Annotated in this window: 24 protein-coding genes and 1 pseudogene; 10 read left to right on the top strand and 15 right to left on the bottom strand. The window is 37.5% G+C overall.

What is annotated here, in order from left to right:
- Positions 1-271 precede the first annotated feature (271 nt).
- From AC0VZ9_RS08175 to AC0VZ9_RS08150, 6 genes and pseudogenes are all read right to left on the bottom strand, one after another.
- Entirely contained in the window at positions 272-1009 is a 738-nt protein-coding gene (locus AC0VZ9_RS08175; protein WP_475397204.1) for a hypothetical protein, read from the bottom strand.
- On the bottom strand, positions 996-2861 hold the full coding sequence (locus tag AC0VZ9_RS08170) for a hypothetical protein (RefSeq protein ID WP_475397203.1): 1866 nt from the start codon (positions 2859-2861) through the stop codon (positions 996-998). The genes AC0VZ9_RS08175 and AC0VZ9_RS08170 overlap by 14 nt, the downstream gene beginning before the upstream one ends.
- Complete coding sequence (locus tag AC0VZ9_RS08165) at positions 2839-5430, bottom strand: hypothetical protein (protein WP_475397202.1); 2592 nt, start codon at positions 5428-5430, stop codon at positions 2839-2841. Before AC0VZ9_RS08165 ends, AC0VZ9_RS08170 begins: the two co-directional genes overlap by 23 nt.
- A complete protein-coding gene (locus AC0VZ9_RS08160; protein WP_475397201.1) occupies positions 5420-6790 on the bottom strand; it encodes a hypothetical protein in 1371 nt (456 codons plus the stop codon). Before AC0VZ9_RS08160 ends, AC0VZ9_RS08165 begins: the two co-directional genes overlap by 11 nt.
- Before the next feature lie 360 nt (positions 6791-7150).
- A pseudogene (locus AC0VZ9_RS08155) lies at positions 7151-7570 on the bottom strand (SPFH domain-containing protein); the annotation flags it as partial.
- Between the two features lie 15 nt (positions 7571-7585).
- On the bottom strand, positions 7586-8107 hold the full coding sequence (locus AC0VZ9_RS08150) for an NfeD family membrane protein (RefSeq protein ID WP_019381582.1): 522 nt from the start codon (positions 8105-8107) through the stop codon (positions 7586-7588).
- A gap of 296 nt (positions 8108-8403) precedes the next feature.
- Between AC0VZ9_RS08150 and AC0VZ9_RS08145 the strand changes: the two genes are divergently transcribed.
- Positions 8404-8706, top strand: coding sequence for a hypothetical protein (locus AC0VZ9_RS08145; protein WP_019381581.1), 303 nt, complete (start codon positions 8404-8406; stop codon positions 8704-8706).
- A gap of 121 nt (positions 8707-8827) precedes the next feature.
- Positions 8828-9634, top strand: a complete 807-nt coding sequence (locus AC0VZ9_RS08140; RefSeq protein ID WP_372675452.1) for a glycerophosphodiester phosphodiesterase — start codon at positions 8828-8830, stop codon at positions 9632-9634.
- Positions 9635-9816: 182 nt separating this feature from the next.
- Here the strand turns inward: AC0VZ9_RS08140 and AC0VZ9_RS08135 are convergent, their stop codons facing one another.
- Both AC0VZ9_RS08135 and AC0VZ9_RS08130 read right to left on the bottom strand, forming a co-directional pair.
- Positions 9817-11280: a UDP-N-acetylmuramoyl-L-alanyl-D-glutamate--2,6-diaminopimelate ligase gene (locus AC0VZ9_RS08135; RefSeq protein WP_019381579.1), complete on the bottom strand. Its 1464-nt coding sequence runs from the start codon at positions 11278-11280 to the stop codon at positions 9817-9819.
- A 223-nt stretch (positions 11281-11503) separates the two neighbouring features.
- Entirely contained in the window at positions 11504-12244 is a 741-nt protein-coding gene (locus AC0VZ9_RS08130; RefSeq protein ID WP_009331122.1) for a hypothetical protein, read from the bottom strand.
- Positions 12245-12482: 238 nt separating this feature from the next.
- On the opposite strand from AC0VZ9_RS08130, the gene AC0VZ9_RS08125 reads away from it, so the two are divergent.
- From AC0VZ9_RS08125 to AC0VZ9_RS08110, 4 genes are all read left to right on the top strand, one after another.
- Positions 12483-13919, top strand: a complete 1437-nt coding sequence (locus tag AC0VZ9_RS08125) for a carbon starvation CstA family protein (protein ID WP_475397200.1) — start codon at positions 12483-12485, stop codon at positions 13917-13919.
- A 198-nt stretch (positions 13920-14117) separates the two neighbouring features.
- The gene (locus AC0VZ9_RS08120; protein ID WP_019381577.1) at positions 14118-14240 is read left to right on the top strand and encodes a hypothetical protein; all 123 of its coding nucleotides are present in this window, start codon (positions 14118-14120) and stop codon (positions 14238-14240) included.
- 14 nt (positions 14241-14254) lie between these two features.
- Positions 14255-14521: a hypothetical protein gene (locus AC0VZ9_RS08115; RefSeq protein ID WP_009331124.1), complete on the top strand. Its 267-nt coding sequence runs from the start codon at positions 14255-14257 to the stop codon at positions 14519-14521.
- 15 nt (positions 14522-14536) lie between these two features.
- Entirely contained in the window at positions 14537-14959 is a 423-nt protein-coding gene (locus tag AC0VZ9_RS08110) for a pyridoxamine 5'-phosphate oxidase family protein (protein ID WP_009331125.1), read from the top strand.
- 89 nt (positions 14960-15048) lie between these two features.
- On the opposite strand, the gene AC0VZ9_RS08105 is transcribed toward AC0VZ9_RS08110, so the two are convergent.
- Entirely contained in the window at positions 15049-15612 is a 564-nt protein-coding gene (locus AC0VZ9_RS08105) for an HAD hydrolase-like protein (RefSeq protein WP_009331126.1), read from the bottom strand.
- A 196-nt stretch (positions 15613-15808) separates the two neighbouring features.
- Between AC0VZ9_RS08105 and AC0VZ9_RS08100 the strand changes: the two genes are divergently transcribed.
- Both AC0VZ9_RS08100 and AC0VZ9_RS08095 read left to right on the top strand, forming a co-directional pair.
- Entirely contained in the window at positions 15809-16045 is a 237-nt protein-coding gene (locus AC0VZ9_RS08100; RefSeq protein ID WP_009331127.1) for a helix-turn-helix domain-containing protein, read from the top strand.
- Positions 16046-16199: 154 nt separating this feature from the next.
- Positions 16200-16529 carry a hypothetical protein gene (locus tag AC0VZ9_RS08095; protein ID WP_009331128.1) on the top strand — a complete coding sequence of 110 codons (330 nt, stop codon included), beginning with the start codon at positions 16200-16202 and terminating at the stop codon, positions 16527-16529.
- Between the two features lie 142 nt (positions 16530-16671).
- Here AC0VZ9_RS08095 and AC0VZ9_RS08090 read toward each other — a convergent pair whose 3' ends face one another.
- The 3 genes from AC0VZ9_RS08090 to AC0VZ9_RS08080 are packed head-to-tail and all read right to left on the bottom strand — an operon-like array spanning position 16672 to position 19684.
- Positions 16672-17400: an exonuclease domain-containing protein gene (locus tag AC0VZ9_RS08090; RefSeq protein WP_192908370.1), complete on the bottom strand. Its 729-nt coding sequence runs from the start codon at positions 17398-17400 to the stop codon at positions 16672-16674.
- Positions 17400-18380, bottom strand: coding sequence for a DUF294 nucleotidyltransferase-like domain-containing protein (locus tag AC0VZ9_RS08085; RefSeq protein WP_009331130.1), 981 nt, complete (start codon positions 18378-18380; stop codon positions 17400-17402). The genes AC0VZ9_RS08090 and AC0VZ9_RS08085 overlap by 1 nt, the downstream gene beginning before the upstream one ends.
- Positions 18381-18415: 35 nt before the next feature.
- Positions 18416-19684, bottom strand: a complete 1269-nt coding sequence (locus AC0VZ9_RS08080) for an ammonium transporter (protein WP_009331131.1) — start codon at positions 19682-19684, stop codon at positions 18416-18418.
- A gap of 278 nt (positions 19685-19962) precedes the next feature.
- Between AC0VZ9_RS08080 and AC0VZ9_RS08075 the strand changes: the two genes are divergently transcribed.
- Both AC0VZ9_RS08075 and AC0VZ9_RS08070 read left to right on the top strand, forming a co-directional pair.
- Complete coding sequence (locus tag AC0VZ9_RS08075; RefSeq protein ID WP_009331132.1) at positions 19963-20157, top strand: alpha/beta-type small acid-soluble spore protein; 195 nt, start codon at positions 19963-19965, stop codon at positions 20155-20157.
- A gap of 99 nt (positions 20158-20256) precedes the next feature.
- Positions 20257-20382, top strand: coding sequence for a hypothetical protein (locus AC0VZ9_RS08070; protein WP_019381574.1), 126 nt, complete (start codon positions 20257-20259; stop codon positions 20380-20382).
- A gap of 68 nt (positions 20383-20450) precedes the next feature.
- On the opposite strand, the gene AC0VZ9_RS08065 is transcribed toward AC0VZ9_RS08070, so the two are convergent.
- The 3 genes from AC0VZ9_RS08065 to AC0VZ9_RS08055 form a co-directional block, all read right to left on the bottom strand.
- Complete coding sequence (locus tag AC0VZ9_RS08065; protein WP_226280698.1) at positions 20451-21371, bottom strand: COX15/CtaA family protein; 921 nt, start codon at positions 21369-21371, stop codon at positions 20451-20453.
- Between the two features lie 158 nt (positions 21372-21529).
- The gene (gene menC, locus AC0VZ9_RS08060; protein WP_019381572.1) at positions 21530-22639 is read right to left on the bottom strand and encodes an o-succinylbenzoate synthase; all 1110 of its coding nucleotides are present in this window, start codon (positions 22637-22639) and stop codon (positions 21530-21532) included.
- 12 nt (positions 22640-22651) lie between these two features.
- Positions 22652-23470: a GNAT family N-acetyltransferase gene (locus tag AC0VZ9_RS08055; protein WP_217026834.1), complete on the bottom strand. Its 819-nt coding sequence runs from the start codon at positions 23468-23470 to the stop codon at positions 22652-22654.
- Between the last annotated feature and the right edge of the window lie 43 nt (positions 23471-23513).

Here is a 23513-nt window from a genome sequence, read left to right as displayed (position 1 = left end):
CTCTTATAAAGTTTAAAAATGAACAAAAAATGGTTTTCTTAGCATCTTTTATTTTTAAAAGTTGGTGTTTTGCTAAGATATATAGCCTAGAATATGTGAAAAGGCAATTCCTATAATCCATAGTTAATATAAAATGTCCATTTAAAAACACTAATGTGATTTAAAAGTGATGCACTTCTGTCCATCGAACTTCTAGAGTTTTGGTCACATTTAATGAATAAGGAGCAATATTTTTCTGCTATTCCATTTTCACTAATGCTTTAGTCATACTTTAAAAAGCACCGTATTCTTCAAGTGCTGAGTTTGAAGATTCTCTGTTTTTCTTTTTTATATTGGAAACTTTGCTACTTGTCTTTTTCTTTTTACTATATTGACTAAACTCAAAACCAAGAGTTGGATGCTCACTAAACAACGATTTAAGAATCAAATCAACAGAAGCCGACCTTGTTTTTCCTGTATTAAATATATTTTCTATTGGAAACCCTTGTTTTTCACTATACTCCATAAGTTGAAATAAAAGAATTTGTATCTTATCAATGGTCTCCTGCAAGTCATTTCGTTTACCTATGAGTACGTCATAATCCTTTTCTAATTTTCCCATTTTTATTTTTAGTCTTTTAATTTCCTCTTGACTTCTTCTGGCCATTGTTTCATTTATCCTTAGTTTTTGAATTAAAAGATTTTTTTCTTTTTCCGACCCTTGGAAATACTTTTCAATCTCCAATTCCGTATTTACTAAGCTTTGTGTATTACCTTTTGTGACAGTGTCTTTCCGCAGATTATTTACTTCTTTAAGAATTTTATACCCTTGTCTCCAATCCTTCCTCCAGTAATCTTCCTTTAACGATGTATTTATTTCCTTTGGCAATTTACCTTCCAAATATAATCTATCAGCAAATTTAAAGACAACTTGCCAGGTAATTTCCCCATTAATAGACTCTTGTTCAGCACACATTAGTATAATATTTTTAATTATTTCCGGAGGAAATAGAAGTTTATTCCTTCCCATATAGTACCTTCCTTTCTTCAATCGTTTTTAATTCAGCCAATTGAGATGAATATTCTTCGATTTCTTTTGATTTTCTGAGTAATTCTTTTTTAAACTGCAAGTTCTCAATATCAACCTCAGGATCATTCTGATTATCAATCGCAAATTTGTGAAGGTTAACTAGAGCTGCTATTGTATCCTGTAACTTTTTTTCTTGATTATTAACCTTTTCATAAAAAAGATCCTTCTTATCTTCATATTCTTGGAAATCTATTCTCCAATATTCGCAACCCTTTGTACAATCATTAATTGGACACAACTGATATTCATCATAACAAATGCCTAATTCAAGTTTTTTGCCTTCTCCTAATCTCTCAAAAGGCAAGCTACGGAAGATAAATTTATCCTTCCATTCAGTATCGGTATCAAAATCCGTTTTCTTATCCCTAGCTATAAATCCAGTTTGAGATGAAGAATCGTGAATATATCTTAACTTTTCCAATTTAAGATCTGTCATTAACTTAAGAACTTCTGTATCGATCCATTTGATTTGATGGTTATGGTAGTGACTTTGAGTTCTTAAGTTGGTATGTCCTGCAAACCTAGCCATTTCTACTGGATGATACCCTAACCTTTGCATATTCATTAAAGCAATATGTCTGGTATCGCCTAATCTAAGTTGTCTACCAATTTGATAATGATGATCCCCTTTTACAAGCTCAAGTAATTCTCTATTTTTCTTATGTTTATTTTTCTTAGATATATTGCTTTCATTAATTTGATCCTTCCACGGTCTAATGGATATTAAATAGATCTCTTCTACAACATTTTTATAGAATTTAAGTAGAAGCCTTCTCAAAACTGCATAAGGGAATTTATTTAATAATAATTTACCTCCCGACTCCCTTGAATTATCTGTCTCCCAAGCCCATTGAACTGACCTATAGGATAATAAAGCCTCAGAATCACCAAATTTTGATGTCTCCGTTATATAGTCAGTAAATAATATATATAAATCCTTTGAAATTGGTAAGGTATCTGGAACTTGAATGTTATGTTTATTTGTTTTCTTATTCCCCTTCGAATAGCTTCTTGGTAATTTGATATAATATCTTCCCTCTTGTTCAAAAACACCATCCTTTCTTAATGCACAAAATTCAAATGGTCTCAATGGGATTATAGTCGTTAAATTCCACCATAGATAAAGAGGGAAATAAAAGTAATACTCAGGTGTATTTTTATTGAGGATAGAAAAAAAATCATTTAAGACAAAATTGAATAGTAATATATCTTTCGTTTTTGGAAGGAGACGCACATTCGAAATTTCTTTATTGCTAATTGATTCTTTAATTGTAAAGAGCAAATTCGAAAATTCTCCATCTATATCGATATCCTCGTAAAAACTAATAAAATTCAACGTATATAAACAGAAATAATATTTCTTGCGACTGTCAAGAGTATTAGCATATCTTTCAACTTCTTGAATGCTGCTTTCAGATTTATCAAAGCCCCTTGAGACTTCAATAAAGTCTAGTAGCAATGTATAAGAATTTCTAACTCTTTTTGGAGTGTTACTGCTTAAATTAGTAGCTAACCAACATTTAACTACCGTAGTAAAATTCTTATTGTTAATATGCTTTAAAAACCTGATAACATTATTTAATTTATCAAATTCAAAAAAACTCATTACACCATCGGATTCATTCTCTATGATCCACTTGTCTGAATGAAAGTCACCATTATTTCTTTCGTTATTTTGAATTAAATCAAGGATAAATTCCTCAGAATTTTGCAAGTTACTATCTAGGCCGAAATTAGAATTTGAATATTCAGAAAAATCTTCAAAATCCTCAATGTTTATTTCTAACCCCACATTCATTCACCTCTTCTATTAAAAAATCCTTAAAAATTTCAGGAACTAATTTTTTTGTTTCAGGCATTAATTTCATATGATTATTAATGTTTTCTAATCCATTTGGAACTAATTGATCAACAATATTTCTACCATATTTTGATATTGCTGAAGATAAATATTCGTGTTGTCTATAAAATTTTATTGCTAATCTACTTTTTTCAGCCTCAAACAATGTTTTTTCGAAATTATTAATTATTTCTTGGATTGTTTCTACTATTTCAATTCCAACCTTTACTATTGCAAGCCTATTGGGGATTGACAAGCTACAGTTCTCGCATAATCGACTATCATATGGACAACGGGAAACCCCAACTAAACATTGGTATTCCATCTCTTTAGACGTCATTAATCCCGCATTCAGAAAGAGCCTTCTATTAGCTAGTTCATCTTTAGGGGTATCTCTAATTGCATTTATGACAAAATCTTTTTCAGTGTTCATAGCTTTTATAGATTTGGATATGCCTTCAACTACTAATGGACTTTTAAATGCATTCTTTACAGCAAGAGCTCCAGAATAATCTTGTATCGAGTCTGATGTCTCGAATAGTACCTGTGACATTGCATCATAAATATAACCGAAACTTCCAAGGGTAAATAACTGATCTGCAATAAAATTGATGTACTCCTCAGGCAACAAAACGTAAATATTTGTAATTTCCTCATCTGAATGATTTCTAAGAAATTTTGAAATCTCAACTGGATTCCGATTGGTTAATCTCCTTATTACATCAGTAGCAAGGGTAATAACAGTCCGATTCATTTTTCTATTCTCAAAATGAATTTCATACATAAATCTTTCAAAAAATACTTTTTGAGTAGAAGTTGAAGGTTTATTAGCGGAATTCATAAAATCTATTAATCGATTCTCTAACACTCTATTTTCTTCTAGAAATTGTACTACTTCACTTCCAAATTCTCTTTGTATAAACTCGCAAACCAAAACAGCAGTAGCAAATGGCTTTTTCAATTCACTAGAGATGATAAAATATCTAGGCATTTTATTTTTAGAATGAAGGTATGAGTGTTTTTCAAAAAACGCTACAATGACATCAGCCTCTTCTAACGTTAAATCGTGTTGCAGTAACCATTGAAGATCTTTTCCTACATAAAGGCCATTAAGTCTAGGAAAATCCACAATATCTGCGTGACGCCAAGTATTATTCAAATGTAAAATTACATATAGCCACATACTCGCATAACAGCTATAACCTTTTTGCCCATACAATAAAGCATCGTTAATAGCCTTCATTTTATGTGTTTCAATTTCTTTAGAACAATATTTAATTAGTTCAACAAAAACTGTTGGTTTGTAAATTGATTTTTCCTTTGGTTTGTGGTTATTTTTTCTTTCTTGTTTTGGGCTTCTAATATTTTGAATGTCAAAAATCTTTATAGTACCCGTTTTTACCGATTCTTGGTGAACATCATTTATAAAAGAATAATATTTTTCTTTATAAGTATATTGAATGTTATCGTTTAGCAAGGAACTATTTATTTCAAAAGTGGAGAAGCTAAAAAGCTCTTTTGAATAAGAATTGACTACTTTAATCAAATATCCAGTAATTAAAACTAATCTTTGTACGTATTTTCCAATCTCCTGCACCTCAGTAGATTGAAGTTTTGACTTAATAAATTGAAACCAATATTGTTCTGTTAAGTGGCCTGTAGAGGAAAATTTAAAGTTATATAACCTAAGTAATTCACTAAATAGATGATATGGATCTTCTCCAATAGTGTAATTTCTCCAAAACTGGTCAACTTTCCGATTAAAAGTCACCTCAGACTTATATTTTTCTCCCAATTCACTAGAGATATAGCCAATCCTGCCGGTCACATTTTCATTAGTTAGTTGCATAAGGTAAGGAGGTGACATTAATCGTACTTTATTTACATTTACCCACTTATATAGAGACGATTTAGAAACATTAACTTCCTTCGCCAACTCAGGAACCGCAATGAACTTACGATTGAAATTATCGTTCTCAACCTTTTGAACCTCTCTAAGCCTATCTAATTGATCCTTATGAAAAAAATATGCCCTATTAGATTGTATAAATGGCTGAAGATTATACTCATCAATTAATTTATCGACGTTAGCTTTTAAGGATATTCCTAAATAAGATAACATATCTTTCTTATACACTAGATTACTTTCTGGATGGTTAGTGATTCTTTTATAGTATTCAATTACCTTTTCATATTCTTTACTAGTAATAAATATACGATTAAGCTTATTCGAGAAATATATTGGGGTAATACCTAACATTGAGAATGTCATCTTATATTTTGTAGTAAATGATATTTCTCTCGAACCAGTAATCGAAATGACTTCATCTCGTACCTCACTCAATCTTATATGGTTCTCTAAAAATTCATTTATTGTCCCTAAATAAATTAATCCACTTTCACTGCTAGCAAAAAATTTGATCATTAACTCTCCATATTTCTTATACCTTGCTGTATTAGGTTTAAATCCGATTAATTCAGCTGCCTTATGGGGCTTAATGATTTCATTATTAATCTGCATAAATCCCCCCCCAACTTATGAGATGCTGCTTTTCCAGGGTTGAATGAACCTTTATTTTATCTTCTATCATTTCGCAGTTTTCAAATGCTTTATCGATATGTTCCATTGCCTTTTTTAGATTGTGAATTGCCACCTTTTCTTCTACGTAATCTAAAACAGAATTAATGTTACTGTCTCCACGTGCAACTGCAACTTCCCCAATTTTCATTCCTATGTCTAAACAAAAGTTAGTAAAGCAACCTCTGCCAATGTGAGAAGACCACTCCTTAGAAGTTAAGAAATTATAATCATTTATCCTACCTTTTTCTAATAATGTTTTTAAAAAATTATCTTTTACATTATTAAACTTAGTTGCATATTTCGCTCCGGTCAAAGGCTTACCTGTCTTCTCATCTATTAAAAGAGCCTGTCGATTCCTTATTATTCCTTCTTTTTCTAAGTGTTTTAGCCGATTTATATGTTTTTCTAAAGCATAGTGAAAGGAACGGTGAGATAAGACTCCCTGGTATCTCGGAACTTTAACTTGCTCATTCATTGTATTTGTCAGCTCTGGAAAGAGAATATGTCTATAGTCATCAACATCTAAAACAAATCCATCACCCGTTTCCATCAATCCTTTTCTGATCATATTTACCACCTCACCTCTCCTAAGCCCCCCGAAAAATTGCAGATATATACCTATAACTATTTCGGGTTCAACATTCTCAGCAGTTTGAATAAATTCCTTAATTAATAAATAGCGATTAGGCCCAAAATCCTTTAATCTATTTCTTTGTTTTTTAGATGACTTTGGAGGATAGAGAGTACCTAAACTAGTACTTTTAAACATATCAATTTCTACCAATAGTGTCTTTTTTTCCATCTTTCCAAATTTATTCCGGGTTTTAATAGATTTGTAAAAAGGTTCAAATTGTTCTTTTATTAGTCCCTCATTTTGTAAATAATAATAAAATTTAATTAAATATCTAATCTCCTTTCTGGCATAATCACTATCTAATCCCTTATATCTACATTTATATGCTAAATGAGTAATATAAAGTGAACCGTGGATCAACTTTAGACCCTGTATACCTTCATATGCAAGATTCGCAAAGTCAATAAAATCTAAATCCTTTTTGCTTTTTCCAATGGAATTCAAACAAAAATTCAGAAAACGTTTTATTGCTTCTGCTGCATTTCTCTGGCTACTAATCCCTTGACTCTCTAGCCTAAATTGTTTTAAGAATTTTGTAATAGGTAAAGGATAAATTATCCCATCCTCAGAATTCATTAAGCCAAAGCCAATGTATTTATCAATGTATGGTTCTCCCTCTAAAACATTAACAAGCGGGTATTCTTTAACAATAAATTTATAAGTCACAAACAAATCCACCTATTCTTTTCTTTTAATAACAAAAATATTATACTAAAAAATAATATTTGTCAAAAAATTCCGCCTTTTTATATTTTTATATATTTTTATTTTTTTCTTTAATTTTTTTAAATAAATATTTATAAAAAGGGATTTAGCTCATAATTACGGTAAAAAAAAAGAGCAAAATAAAAAACCTATTTTTTTATAGGTCCCCCAACAGAATATTATATTAATAAAATAACTTAAATATTTGTTATCCCCAAATTAAATAATTTAACCCTATAATATTACGTCTGGGATTTTTAAAGCTATATAGATTAATAACTTTTATTAATTCTTGCTTTAAAACCCAACAGGCAATATACAACCCTCTAGAACTTCTTTCGCTTCATTTTCACGATCTTCCTTTGATTTACCAAGGAATTGTTCTGCAGCAGTAGCAATTTCTCCAATACTCCCGCCGATTTTTATGATTGCAGTACCATCTGCCATGACAGGGACTCCCTGTTCGGTATATACTTCCGGAGTGGTAACCTCCAGTTTGCTTGAAAGGAGACTCAATGGCTCTGCCTGCTGAAAGACCGGCAATACAAATGTTCCTCCGCCTCTAATTATTTTTATCTTATTTCCGGATTCGTCCACATGGACATTTTTGCTGCCCAAATAACTTCCTGTTACGATTAACGCTTCATCTGGCCCTGCAGTCCGATATTTTGTAATGAACACACCAAGAAGCGCAATTAGCAAAAATGCTGCAATTCCAATTACAACCCAAATCATTAGCATTATATGTCCCCCTGTCTATAATTCTTTATAATCGATAACTTTAATAACTCCATTTTCCACTTCAACGATCAGCACATTGCTGCCTTCTGCTATAAACGTATTTTCATAGCTTAGGGCAGGCTTGGAAATTCTCCCGCTTATATTTTCAATCAAAACCTCACCGAAACCATTCTCCGGTATAGGTATTAATACCGTACCTAATCTTCCCCTTAAGGATTCATCTGTGTAAACGAGAGATTCTTCAGCAGATGATAATGGAATAAGAACAAAGATATTCAGCAGTACATCCAGCAGTCCTGCAATTCCAGCTCCTATCAAGAGAATGACCACGCTATTAAGAGAGGTTGCCGTTTCAAAGATATAGCCTGCAGCGGAAAGAAAAGTGATAAATGCAAGAATCAGTACAGGATTTAGAAAACTTCCCTCCCCAATTCCGTCAGCAATATCTCCAAAAAACACATACAAAATAATTAAGATGCCCGAAAAAATAAGTGTGAAGAGATATATTGTCTGAATAGGAAAACCAAATAGTTCCATTACATCACCCTATCCATATTTTATTGTCCATCTATTCTATCCCATGCCTCCTTTCCCTTTTCCCTTAACGGATTAATTTATATACGGACAAAAACCTGTAATTGTTTCATTTTTCTCAGTTTTTTTCCATATTCATACTTCTATCTGTTCAGCTTGTCTAACTTTCAGCCCGTTTTTGTCATTTTCATCTCTATTTCTGCATACCTTATTTTGGGACTAAAATTCGCCACTGGGGATTAAATGCCGAAAATTGGTGGAATAGACGAATATATCTAGTTAGCGGAGGGATAGGGAACATGACAAGATCTGAATTGCATATGGGGAAGCCAAAGAGCAAATTTATGCTGATGTCAATTGTCCTATTGGGCTTTTTTGCTGCTGTCTTTACAGCATTATATTTTTATTCTCAAAGCCTCATTAATATAGAAGCCCCTAAAAAAGAACTAGGTGAGAAAATTATTATCCAGCTTCCTTCCGGAAAGAGTGTATTTACATATGAGAACCTGGTTGTTAAAGAAGAAGGAAAGCTTTTTTATAAGGGCGAAAGAAATACTCTGGATCTGACTGGCGGTACTATTGTTTATGAAGAATGGGAATAAACAGAGATAAGATACTCTGCTCCTTATCCCGGGGCAGAGTCATTTTATTTTGAAGAAATCCACTAGCAGTTGACAAAATGTTTTTAAATCCTTTAAGATGAGCAAAAAATGGCGAGGAGAAATGACTTTGAAGGTAATGAAAAATGTTTTTTTTACAGCTTTGGCTACAGTTATTTCATTTTTCGGCATAAAAAAAATGACAAGCACCACTCACAAAATGAAAAAAATCGGACATCGGGGAGCAGCCGGCTACTGTCCTGAAAATACATTCCCTTCATATGACCGTGCGATCGAAATGGGTGCAGATTATCTGGAAATTGATGTCCAATTAAGCAAGGATGGAAAGATTGTTGTGATTCACGATTCACTTGTCGACCGCACAACTGACCATAAAGGCAAGGTGTCCGATTTTACCTTTGACGAGCTCAGAAAGATGGATGCCGGAAGCTGGTTTTCCCAAAAATTCCGCGGTGCCTGCATCCCTTCTTTCGAAGAGGTTTTAGACAAATATGCAGATCGCGTCGGGCTTTTAATTGAATTAAAAAAACCGTCCCTATACCCTGGCATTGAAAAAATGATTGCAGAGGAACTAAAGAAAAGAAATTTTCACACAAAAGGGGACGACCATATTATTGTTCAGTCATTCGAAACCGAATCAATGAAAAGATTCCATGAATTGGTGCCGGAAATCCCTGTCGCCATCTTAATTAACTATCCGCCTGACACTGTTGAGATTAAAAATATTGCTGAATATGCCAGTTACCTGAACCCAAAATGGACTGTGGTTAATAAACGCGTGATCGATCTGATTCACTCAAATCGCATGAAAGCAATCGCCTGGACTGTGCGTTCCAGGAAAGAGGCAGAAAAGTTGAAGCATTATCCACTGGATGGGATTGTTGCCGATTATCTAGATCTTATTGAATAACAAAAGATGCAGACCAATAATGGTCTGCATCCTTTATTTTGAAAGATAAGGAAGTATAAAATTCCGAAGGCCGACAACTGTCTGTACAAACAGCCTCCCCCCTCGGGGTGAGGCCCCAGGACATGCGAGGACATGGCGTTCTTAGTCTGCGTTCCTTCGCGGGCAAGGCGCTTCCGCTTTTCTTATAGCACCGCCTGTTTTCTCCCAGATTCCAGGAGCAGCTTCAGGGTTTCCAAATCACTTTCAGCCGGAAGAGCAAATGGCTTTTGATAAGCTTCCGGCCCCTTTCCGGTAATAAAAATCCAGTCACTCTCCCCAGCTTCCCGCCATGCCTTCTGAATAGCCAAAGTACGGTCGGGAATCACTTCCCCCTTACCGCATCCAAATTCTTTATTCAGCCGATGCAATTGGCTTATCATCTCATCCTCAGATTCATCGTTTAAATCATCAGCCGTTAAGTAAAATTTATGGCAGTATTTTGCAGATGCCTTAATCATGTCCATGCGCTTAGATTGATCTCTTCCTCCGCGGAATCCATAGATTTGAAAGATTCTTTCCGCTCCCTGTTGCCTCGCTGCTTCCAGGCAATATTCAAACGCATCCACAGTATGGGCATAATCCACAACGAACTTAGCTCCTGAAGGGTGGATTATAGTTTCAAAACGGCCCGGGATGCCCGGGAATCCATCCAGGGCCTTAATAATATCTGCAGTGTCTATCCCCAGATCAACGCCTGTCAAAAAAGCCATTGCTGCATTATAGACATTATGGTGTCCCGGAAGAGGAAATTCAATTTCAAAAGACTGACCTTTCATCTCCAAAATAAATACTGTTCTCCCATTAATAGCAACGTCTTTTATTGAACAGCACTGATCATCACCAAGCAAAATCAAAGGAATCTTTTCTTTTTGCAGGTCCTCTGCCATTTTTTCTCCCCATGAATTATAGAGATTTATAACTCCTTTACCGCCGTCTTTTAGTAAGGTGAAGATTTTCTTTTTATCAAGAAAATACTGATCCATATTTTCATGATAATCAAGATGGTCATGAGCCAGATTAGTAAATAGTCCGTAATCTAATTCCAGACCTTCTGTTCTCGATTGTTCCAGCGCATGTGAAGAAATCTCCATAACGACAAACTCATCAAGGCTTTTACTCAGCATTTTTTGGATCTGTAAAGCATCTGGTGTAGTATTGCTGGTCTTATATTCCCTGTTATTAATAATATTGGATACAGTTCCCAAGAGGGAACATGTCCTGCCTGCAGTCTCCAAGATATGCTTTAAAATATAGGCAGTGGTCGTTTTCCCATTTGTTCCTGTTATGCCAATTATTTTATGTTTCCTTGATGGACGATCATAAAAACAGCTTGCCAGCTTCCCCAAACTGGTTCTGCTATCCGTTACTTTTATATAGGGCACATTCAATTCAAGGGCTTCTTCACCCACCACGGCAGCCGCCCCATTTTCAACAGCTTGTCCAATAAAATGATGTCCATCTGTCTGAAAGCCTTTAATCGCAACAAAAAGGCTTCCTTTCCTCACTTTGCGTGAATCCATTTCAATCCCTCTAATTTCAGGATCGTTTGTAAAAACATCCATCTCCCCACTATCCTTTAGGCACTTAATAACCTGGGATAATTTCATATTTCTGTCTCCTTTAATGTTTAAACATCAAGTAATTTGGTGTATAAGTCTATATTCATTATCTTTTGTTTTCCCATATTTACAGGAAATATGCCTCTAAAGGACACAAATAACGGGGGGATCGGAAAATCGTCTTAATATACTAGAATTGAGGATAAATTTGGGTGAATGGCTTCTGGAAAATAAGCGATTCACCCTATTGAAATACCAGCTTACTTGCGTTTTAGACTATAGACAATGGCCGCTTTGCAAACTGGGATAAATACTTCACATTCAACCGGCTGTGCTGTGAAATAAGATAAGCATCCCTTGTAGCACCTGGTTTCCTTAACGTATTAAGGGCTCTTATCATCCCTGCTTCACTTTCCATGCCAACCCCATGCCCAAAGAACATCCCTCCGCCCAAATATACGGAATTCTCACCTGTCCAAACTGGATGACCATAATCAGGATTATAAAAATAAACCACATCACCAGGTATGAAATTCCTGCCTCTTTTTGTAACAATCGATAGATCATGGTCATAATTCCAGTCCCAAACAAGAAGCCCCTGAAATAGTGTATTGAAGCGGCTGACAGAGATAGAGTCCAAGACAGCTTTATAAAAAATCAGCACAATGGCTGTTGTACATTCAAAAGCATATTCCCAGCTGTTCGTAAACACATCCATAATCGCATCTGACGGTAAAACGGATGGATCGAGCAGGTATCCATATTTTGTCCCTCTCCATATGCGCGGATTGAAACGCGATGTGTTAAAGGGTGCAAATTCAACTCGGCTGGCATAAAGCTGCCTGGCTGCTTTGATGATGTTCTCCCTTAGAAGGATATCAAACAGCAGTTCATGCATTGAATCATATTGATGAGTCTCCGGACTGCTCTCCAGGGCAAGATAAATTTCACGCTGAACACCAAAAAAGCTGGAAACCCCCGGTTTATTTTGATTATTCGAAAGGATAATCATTGTCTTCCCCCCTTCAAATGGACTTATAGTAGCTTATGGTTTCTTTTGCAGGAGGGTTCCTTCAATATTTTTCTTCTCTTTTTCTACTCTTCCGAAAATGGAAGCGTTATTTATTATCGGAAAATATCTTTTTTCTGAAATAGACTTGCTTTTCCTTCCATTTTACTTGTACAATATTCCACATATTCATAAGTTTCAGACTTTAACGATAATTCATTTTCAACAGGAGGCTTGTTTCATGGTGACTTTTTTAGGATCGATTGTTTTGCTGGTGGCAGGATACGCCACTCATTCGAAAGTAGTAGAGAAAATCTTTGGTATAAATGATAACATTCCTACACCGGCTTACACAGAAAATGACGGAATGGACTATGTTCCAATGAGCTGGTGGAAAGGCAGCCTGATCCAATTATTGAATATTGCAGGACTGGGTCCGATTTTCGGTGCTATCATGGGGGCTTTATATGGACCAGTTGCTTTTATCTGGATAGTGGCCGGTTCCATTTTTGCCGGCGCCGTTCACGATTATTTTTCAGGGATGCTCTCTTTGAGGCATAAAGGCGAGCAATTTCCCTCTATTGTTGGCAGATATTTAGGAAAACCGGCCAAAACAGCCATTAATATATTTTCTATTCTCTTAATGGTACTGGTTGCCGCTGCATTTACTGCTGGACCGGCACAGCTTATTTCCAGCATAACACCATTAAGTTTTATGGCTTCATTGTTCATTATTTTTGCTTACTTCATCCTGGCAGCTGTGTTGCCTGTAAACCGGATTATCGGAAAAATTTATCCTTTTCTCGGAGCTATTTTAATTTTTATGGCTGTATCCATTGCAGTCGCATTGCTATTCAGCGAAAAACCCATACCGAATGTAACGCTTTCTAACTTTCATCCCGGAGAGCTTCCTATCTGGCCTTTACTGATGGTCACCATTTCCTGCGGTGCCATTTCTGGATTTCATTCAACACAAAGTCCGATTGTCTCACGCACGCTGAAAAAGGAAAGCGACGGTAGAAAGGTTTTCTATGGAGCAATGATTGGAGAAGGAATAATCGCTTTAATATGGGCTGCAGCGGGCATGACCTTTTTCGGGGGAACAGGAGGTCTTCAGGAAGCTTTAGCAGCAGGAGGCCCAGCTGGAGTCGTTAATGAAATTTCGAGCAGCCTCCTAGGTACATTCGGAGGGATACTTGCTATCTTAGGCGTTATTATCCTCCCGATTACAACCGGTGATACAGCTCTCCGCTCTTCAAGAATGATGCTGGCTGAATCGCTGTCCTCTTTTATGAAAACGGATGGCAGATGGAAGGTTGTCATCACCACCTTACCAGTGGCTCTTCCAACTTTATACCTTGCAACAATCGATTACTCTTTCTTATGGAGATATGTTGGATGGACAAATCAGGTTACAGCTGCAGTCATGCTTTGGACCGCCACGATGTATCTCTTGAAAAATAAGAAATTCCACTGGATTTGCGGTGTGCCTGCCTTGTTTATGACAGGTGTAGTATCGACGTATATCTTCTATGCACCTGAAGGCTTTCAGATGGATTATCAATTGTCGATGATCATCGGTTCAGTCATTACGCTTGCTATTGCAGTATGGTATGTTTACCAGATAATAAAACATAGACAGCTTGGCAAAAATAGTACCAGCTTAACAGCAGCCTAACTGTAAATGCACCTCATTCACAAGAATGAAGGTGCATTTTTTTATTTGCTGATATCCTTCAGACCAATACCCTTTTTTCAAATTTAGTTGCTGTCTGTCTTTCTATTCTGTTAGTCCTGCACTCTGGATATCTGGCCCGTTGCGTTTTACTCTTCATGAAGCGGGTAATGAATACTAACAGTTAAAGGAGGTTTTACAATGTCAGATAAATACAACTCAGAAAAAAATAATTCTATAGAACAAGAAAAAAAGAAAGAAAACAACAAAGATATCGAGCCCCAAAGAGAGCCGGAAAAACCTCAGGAAGAGAAGCCGAATTAAGGAGGATGTCTAAAATGGCTGACAAAAACATTCAGGATGGAAAGATGGATAACCCCGAGCAATATAAAACCGAAAAAGAAAGTTTATTTGACAAGTATGAAAGTGAGAAGAATGTAGATCCTATTCCAGTGGAAGACTTAAAACAAGAAAAAGAAGAAGAAAAAAACGGCTCAAACATAAAGAGCAGTTCTTCTACAGAGGAAAAGTACAAAGCTGACTTTGAAACAATCAAAAAGAAAAAGCTGTTTGGCGATAAATATGACGATGGAACAAGGACATAAGAAAGGCTGGATACTATGAGTCAGAATAACCTAAAGGAAAAAATCATAAATATACTGGAAAACAGCAAAATAGGCATCCTTTCTACCGTGAAGAACAACAAACCCTATTCCCGCTACATGACATTTTTTAACGATAATCTTACCTTGTTTACACCCACCAGCATTCAGACAGATAAAGCAGATGAAATTAAAGCCAACTCAAACGTTCATATCTTAGCAGGATATGAAGGTGAAGGGTTTGGTGATTCCTATGTAGAAATTGAAGGAACAGCCTCTATTAATGATTCGGATGATTTAAAAGAAAAACTATGGAATGAAAATATGGAACCCTGGTTCGATGGTCCGAACGATTCCAATTTAATTGTTCTTGAAATTAAACCGGTTAAAATAACGCTGATGAACACAAAAGAAAATTCACCAAAAACACTTGATTTATAAACCAAGACGCCTGGCATCTAATGACGTGCCAGGCGTCTTGTATTGTATCTACCATAATTTTAGCCAGGAGCGTATTTTCTATGAATGCTTTATTTTATTATCTTATTAAAATCTCTATAGTGACTCAAATAGTAATCTGCTCCTGGAGTATTATTCTGAAAGAGGCAAGTTTTTATGCCAAGCTCCTTTGCCGGCAAAATGTCTATTTCCCTATCTCCAATTGCTATATCCACTTTATGCTTCTCATGCAGAAATTCATATGAAGCGGTGTGAGGCTTGCGGGGATAGCCGTCGTCACCTGCTACCATATCGGTAAAGTATCCATCCAAATTATGGAACTGCAATATAGATAGAACATCATCTCTTTCCTTGTGAGTCATAATAACATTCTTATCAGCCTGCTTTAATACATGCTCAACCTCAGGAAAAGGCGTTAAATCTTTGGGCCGCAACTGTCTCGCCATGTTCCTGATTGCTTTAATTTGTTCATCATTTAAACCGAAATGTTCAAATGCATCACTGAATGATACCTTTAACTGCCAAAAAATCTCTTCTCCCGAGATCTTTTCATCTCCCATTACTTCCCTGACAATCGCTGTATAGGCTGGGTATGTATCAAACAAAGTGCCGTCAAAATCCCAAAGTAAATTCAACAGGCAAAGCTCCCTTCTAAATCCTTTTCTCCCCTTATTTTAGTAATTATACATGCAGCTAATCTATTAAACTGCTTTTCCATTGTAATTAAATTACTTTGACAAACCTATAGCACAATGCTAATTTAATAGCTATAAGACTAAAAAAATCTTGCCCTGATAAAAAATAGGGAGAATTTTCAAAGGATGAATTTGAATGAACAAAGAGATTATTAAGCTAATCAGAAAAAGCTATAACATGACACAGCGTGATTTCGCAAGAGTTGTCAGCTGCAGCTTCTCTCTAATAGCTCTGGTTGAGGTAGGCAAGAGAAGAGTAACAGCTGATCTTGAAAATAAAATTAAAATTGCTTTTGACCTCGATGACCAGCAGATGCAATCACTCACTTCCCTTGTTTCAGAAATCAGCAAAGGTGTTCCCCCCTTCATGTAAAGACAGATACGGCTGTTTAAAGACCTTCCCTTCAGATGATACCGATCACAAATTAGCAGCCGGCAATTAAAATAGGCATTTGCCGTGTCTCTCCGCCCACTTATGCATACCTTATAAGGAGTTATAGGATTTTTGCATAAAAGGAGAGTGCCCAATGTATCCATATGGCTATTATCAAGGTTATCTTCCTCAGCCAGCAGCCCACTTCACCCCTGAATATGATTATCAGCAGTACGAACAATATGATGACAGACAGCCCCAGCAGCTCGAAAGAAGGGTTACAGCTTTGGAAAGGCAAAATCAGGAGCAATCCAGAGAGATTACCCGGCTGAACAGGCAGCTGGTAAATTTGACTGACCAGGTTAAAATGCTGAACCAGACCGTTGACCGCCATACACGAAGGCTTAATCGGCTGAACCAAAGGCTAAGGGCAGTTGAGAATAGACTTAACATCCCTTTTACTCCTTTTGACGGGGAATTCTAAGGGAGAACTTTGTGCTTACTGCCGTGAGCCTTAGGAATAACAACTTTGCCCCAATCTCATAGTGATTGGGGCTTTAATTTACCTATTGGTTTATACGCAAACTTTGTAATTACTGTCCGGCCAGTGTTAGGGCATCTACTGTTTAGCTAAACCTGGCTATTCGCTCGTAAACCTCTTTTAAGTTGGAGCATCCTAATTTATGAACCTCCTCGATCAAACGGCACCATAAGAGAGCAGTAAGCTTTGCATCTCCCAGGGCATGATGGCGGTCTTTAACAGGGATGCTATAAAATTCACAAAGGTCTTCTAATCTCCAGAATGATTTATTATGATCAGCTATCCTGTAAAGGAAGGAAGTATCTAATATCCTATACTTGAATGGCGTACGGAATAGCTTCCAGCAGCTGTGCTGCATAAAGCTTTTCTCGTGGTTCGCATGATGGGCCACAAGCGGCATATCCTTCACAAATTCAAGGAAACTAATCAATACTTCCGAGAGAGGAGGGGCTTTTTCTAAATCAGCCTCAGATAAACCCGTCAGCTCCTTAATTTCGTTTGAAAGTGGCTTTTCAAATCGGGCGAGTGAATAAAAATTGTCTTCACTGACTTTCCCTTTAATAATTTTAACCGCACCAATCGATATAATCTGATCCCCTTTATCCGGATAAAATCCAGTTGTTTCAATATCAAAGACAGCCACATTCAAATTTCCGAATGGAATAGCCATTGAATCGGTATTCTCCAATTCCCTCTGCATTTGCCTTATAAATGCCATTTGCTGTGGATTTTGACCATTCATCCCACCAAACATATTAGTTTGAAGTTTTCCTTGAATACCTCTGACAAATTGGACAAAAGGATGGAATCCCATTAACCTGCACCCTTTTCAATTGCCCTGATTACAAATTGATGAAGCTTTTTGCCATCCTTTAAAATATTTTTCAATTCATTTCTTTCAGATTTTGATAAGGATTTCAGCTGAATGTAATGAGTATCATCATAGGTATCTGTTTGCCTGTAAGATTGAAGTCTCCATTTTAACAAAGCGGCAAAATTACTTTCATATTTACCCATTTCCTCATCATAGCCATTCATTTTTTTGAGCTTACCCATTCGGGCAATAGTGGATGTCTCCAATATCCCTTCTTTGACAGCAAGAATTCTAACCGCATTTACATAAGGTATAAATGCTGCATATTTTAGATCCAGCTCTCCTTGATGGCTCCCCTTTTCCTCTGTCAGAAGCTGGCCAAATGGACCAACTGATTTTTTTATATGCATACTGGTCTCCATCATCCTGGTCAGCAAATGAGGGCTTTTTTGAATGTTCGTGTGGATACTGGACTTCAATTCACCTATATATTCCTCCTGGCCCGCAAGAACTCTGCTGTCATAGAAAATGTGGAGATTTCTTATCGTCTGCAGACTCTCCTCCTGCATCCATGCTTGAATCTGTCTTTTCCATTTAGAAAGCGACTTGCACCACAGCGGATTTGAACTCATCACATTCCCTTCGCAATAGGGATATCCAGCTGCATGCAGACCTTTTGAAATTTCCTCCCCCAGCTGCAAAAAATACGCTTCTGCTTCTGCCTCACCCGGTTCAAACACCAAGCCATGGTCCTGGTCACTCAGAAAGCCCTGTTCCATTCTCCCGCCGCTTCCCATTGTAAACCAGGCAAACTTCCATGAAGGTGATCTTTCTATTTTCAATCGCTCCAAAGCTATGCTAATAACAGCATTCATGATAAGGTCGTGAAATTCATTCAGGGCACTGGTATCATAGCGATATATTATCTGTTCCTCTTTCCACTTTTTCAGGGATTGATAAGAATTAAATGATGATTCCATCCAGGCACTTCCTTTAAAGAAAGCTCGAGTCCTGCTTATGAGCTTAAACTTTTGTTTTCCTCAGCCATGAAGACTTCCGGATATCCGTAGCTTCCATGTTCACTTAAATCTAATCCCATAATTTCTTCTTCTTCTGTTACCCGAAGTCCTCCCAATACTTTCTTGGCAGCTGCCAAAATAATGAAGGATACAGCAAATGCATAAAGACCGGATACAGCTACACCCATGAACTGGACTCCCAGCTGTTCAAAACCGCCTCCATAAAACAATCCTGGCTTTCCGACTGCTGCCAATTCAGGTGTCGCAAAGAATCCAGTGGATAATGTTCCCCAAACCCCAGCTGCACCGTGAACAGATAGGGCAAAGATGGGATCATCGATTTTCCTCTTTTCAAAGAATCGCACACTGTAGAATACCAGTATTCCTGCTACAAACCCTATGACAACAGCCGCCCAAGTATCCACAAATGCACAGGAAGCTGTAATAGCGACCAAGCCCGCAAGAGCACCATTAAGCATTGTCGGCACATCGGATTTCCCCATAACCACCCAGGAAATAATCAGTGCTGATACTGCGCCTGCTCCCGCAGCAAGATTTGTATTAAGAGCTACAAATCCAAAGAACCCATCGTCAACAGTCAATGTACTCCCAGCGTTAAAACCGAACCAGCCAACCCACAGGATCAGCACACCCAAGGCTGTATATACTTGGTTATGACCATAGATATTGTTAGCCGAACCGTCCTTGTTAAACTTTCCAATTCGGGGCTTAAGTAAAATAGTAGCGGCCAAGGCTGCCATAGCACCTGTTAAGTGAACAACTGTTGAACCGGCAAAGTCCTGCTTGCCGTGTTCTGCAAGCCAGCCCCCTCCCCAAATCCAATGGGCAACAACAGGATATACAATTGCGGAAAATAATACGGTGAAAATGAGGTAAACGGATAGTTTTGCACGTTCAGCAAATCCGCCGAGTGCAATCGTGATGGCAATACCGGCAAATGCCAGCTGGAATACGAAGAATACCGAAGATGATAAGCCCATTCCCTCAAGTTCAGCACCTGAGTAAAAGAAATTGGTAAGCCCGACCAGGATATTTGCGTTACCGCCAAATATGAAGCCAAAGCCCACTGCCCAAAACACTAATGATGATAGACCAAAGGTAAAGATCGTTTTTCCTGCAATATGCCCCGCATTTTTCATCCTGGTAGAACCTGCTTCCAGCATAATAAAACCGCCAAGCATAAAAATGACTAAAATTGCTCCCAGCATAACCCACAGACTGTTCATTAAAAATGTGGAATCCAATTGTCATTCCTCCCTGTTATTTTTTTGATGTAAGAATTAATATAAATTTAATGTTATATTATCTAACATCATTTAATTTAATCCTTATTTTACTCTAAATTTTATAGAAGTCAATCTGTTTTTAGAAAATTTATAATTTTTGTGTTATATAATCTGACATGAATTTTATTATCAGATTATAACGATTGGCAATTTTATAGTTGCATCTGTTTTTCATTAATCGGATAAGTTAAAAACGAGCATTAATTTGCTCAAATAATCGTGGGGAGTGATGTATCATGGCAAGAAACAAACTATTGGTACCCGGTGCAGGAAATGTATTGGATCAAATGAAACAGGAAATCGCCAATGAGTTTGGAGTTCAGCTTGGTGCTGATACGACCGCACGAGCAAACGGTTCTGTCGGCGGGGAGATGACAAAGCGCCTTGTCGCAATGGCAGAACAGCAGCTTAAAAACCAGCAAAATCAGTAGAGGATGTTTTTTTGCTGGACTTAACCGGCCCTGCCCATGGGCCGGTTAATAAAAAAATGGTTTCACTCAAAAGCTTAATTACCAAACGGAGGCATACTTATGACCAACAAAAATGATAACCGCGAAAGAAAAAACAAATATCCTAAAAACCAAAAACAGGATACGGAATTCTCAAGAGAGGCAGATATCAGAAGCGAAATGACAAAAAAAGATCTGCAAAAATAAAAAGTCTCACACAAAAAAGGCACGTCACTTGACTGCCTTTTTTTGGGTGGTTGTTATTCATTCTTAATTTAACCAAAATACTTCTGATTACGGGTTATTTTCCCTGGAGTAATCACCCTACTTAATCGTGATACAAAAACTCCTGCCTCAAAAACAATTGCAAATAACACTGTCCCAAAAGCAAGATGGATAACGGCCCAGGATATTTCAATGTAACTTATAATGGTAAGAATTCCGATAATGATTTGGATTAAAACAAGCAAGGAGGCAGCCATGAGCCGATTCTGCAACCCAGCCTCCCATTTATTTTTAAATGAAAGATACGTAAGAATAAATATGTAAAATGCCACAACTCCAGCCAGAATCCTATGTCCGGTCTGGACCATTGCAGGAATAGATACAGGCATAAAACCATTTGCACATTCAAGCCATCCGCATGACAATCCGAATGATTCATGCTTAATATAAGCACCAAGGAATAAAGTAAGAAGCGTCACAATCAGCAATCCGTTAAATTTATTTTGCAAACTATTATCTTTTCCGAATACAGCAAGTGATCGCTGTTCATCAGCATTTCGCCAGATCCAGATCAGTGCGGCCAGGAAAAGCATAGCTACGATTAGGTGAACAGAGACAACTACAGCAGGCAAATCCATCCAAACCACAGCAGCCCCCAGTAAAATTTGAATTATTAAAAGCACCATCAGTACCTTAGAAACTTTATCAAGTTCTCGCACCGGATTTGATTTTTGAATACTAAAATACAACATTGCCGTCATTATTCCAAGTGCTGCACCGATAACCCTGTGAGCAAATTCAATTAAGGTATCTCCTTCTAATATCGGGATTACCAGACCATTGCATAAAGGCCATTCCGGCCCGCATCCCATGCCTGACTCCGAAGATGCCACATACCCGCCGAATACAATCAGAAAATAGGTAAGGACAATTGTTAAAAATGCCAGCCGATTTACCTTCAAAGCACACACCCCTTTTATTGCAGCATTTACAATTTTGCAATCAGTTTATCAAAAGCAGGACAAACTTTCGGTGATATGAATCACAAATTTAAGCGGGCCCTAATGCAATTTTCAACATAAGAAAAAAAAAACGCCAGAGTTCCCCCTGGCGCAGCTATGCATGTCATTTATTTTGAATAAGTACGGCTATAAAGGGTGACATCCTCTAGTTTAGAACGATTAGGTTCATAGCCTATCCCAGGCCTTTCAGGCACGAATATAAATCCATCTTCCATAGTGACTTCAGGATCGATGATATCTTCCTTCCAGTAGTGGGATGATGGCGCTGTATCTCCAGGAAGCGTAAAATTGGACAGCGAAGTAATGGCAATATTGTGCGCACGGCCTATTCCAGCTTCAAGCATTCCGCCACACCACATCGGAATGTTATGATCTTCGCAAAGGTCGTGAATTCTTCTGGACTCTGTCAGTCCTCCAACACGGCCGATTTTAAGATTTATGATTCTGCAGCTTCCAAGCTCAATCGCTTTTCTTGCATCCTCAAAGGTATGTATACTTTCATCAAGGCAAATTGGCGTTTTCAGATGACTTTGAAGCTTGGCATGGTCGATAATATCATCATGATCTAGAGGCTGTTCAATCATCATAAGATTAAACTCCTCCATCCTTTGAAGATGATCAATATCATTAAGCGTATAGGCGCAATTGGCATCAGCCATAAGCTGTATTTCAGGAAATTGGGCACGAATGGATTTTAAAATATGCACATCCCAGCCGGGCTTGATTTTCACCTTAATCCGCCGGTAACCTTCATTTACATAACCTTCAATTTGCTTGAGCATCTTTACTTCCGACTCCTGTATGCCCACACTTACGCCCACTTCTATTTTTTCCTTTACTCCGCCTAAAGCTTTTGCGAGAGAAATCCCCTTCTCCCGGGCATAAAGGTCCCAGACAGCACCCTCTAGCGCTGCTTTGGCATTAAAGTTTCCCCTGATAGGCCTGAATGCCTCTGAAACATCATCAGGGTGCCGGATTTCTGATGCAAAAAGGATCGGTATTAAATGATCACTCATTATATGCCAATTTGTTTTAACTGTTTCTTCATTGTATATCGGCTCCATAATGGAAACCGATTCAGCCCAGCCTGACTCGCCGCTTTTTGATTTTACTTCTACCAGAATAAAGTCCTTATCCACTTCCGTTCCGACACTTGTTGTAAATGGATTCAGCAGCTCCATTTTGACGTGCCTTAAAACGATGCTTTTAATGTCCATCTTCCCATTCTCCTAGCAGTATCCCTTTTCTTTTTCCAAGAGATATAAGTATTGGTTTTCCGCGGTTATGTCCCTTATCAGATCCGTTACAATCCAGCCTTTGCTGAGATAATGAACGAATACTTCTTTCGTGCTCTCCCTCCATTTCAAAGCCAATTCAAAATCCCGCTTTTTTATATCTTGAAAATTCCCCGGAACCGGGATAAGAATTTTTTCATTTTCATGAAACAACTGTGTATTATCAGGAAAATAAAAGCCATCCGCCATACCTGTTTCCAATGCCATCGGCAGAACCTCTTCAGACCATTGACGTTCAGGACATTCCCCTTTAATTCGCCACTCCACTACAAATCGGTCTGATGGTATGCCTGCATTCATATGGTCTGACATTTCACCATAAGCATTTTCAATATATTGAGTGCATACCGCACCGAGTTTATGCAGATTGAGATTGGCATTAACCGTTTCAAGCGGGTCATATGTCCACGAAATGAGATCATAGCCTTTCTCAAGCGCTGTCTTTTTTTGAGCATGTTTCAGCTTTTCCCCAATCCCGAACGCCCGGTACTCCTCGCGAACCCCAAGGCTGTGAGAGCAAAGATATACCTTTGTGCCGTCAAAGCCAGGGAAGCTGTATTGAAATCCGATCAGTTCCTCTTCCAGGTAAGCACCTAACACAAACCCGCCATTTTTAACCGTTGCCACCGTATGATTAACCGGCACCGCTTCTTCCACACTCCATATGCGAGTTTCAAGTTCGTATACAGCTTCAAGGTCCTTAACTGTGTGAAGGTTTTTAATTACCAGTGATGTTAATGCTTCTTGCTTCATAACCTTCCCCTTCCCTGCATACCCAAAGATTTTCCGGTCTATA

Source organism: Cytobacillus sp. QJM3NY_8, from assembly GCF_056173585.1.
This window is presented reverse-complemented; position numbering and strand designations above follow the sequence as displayed.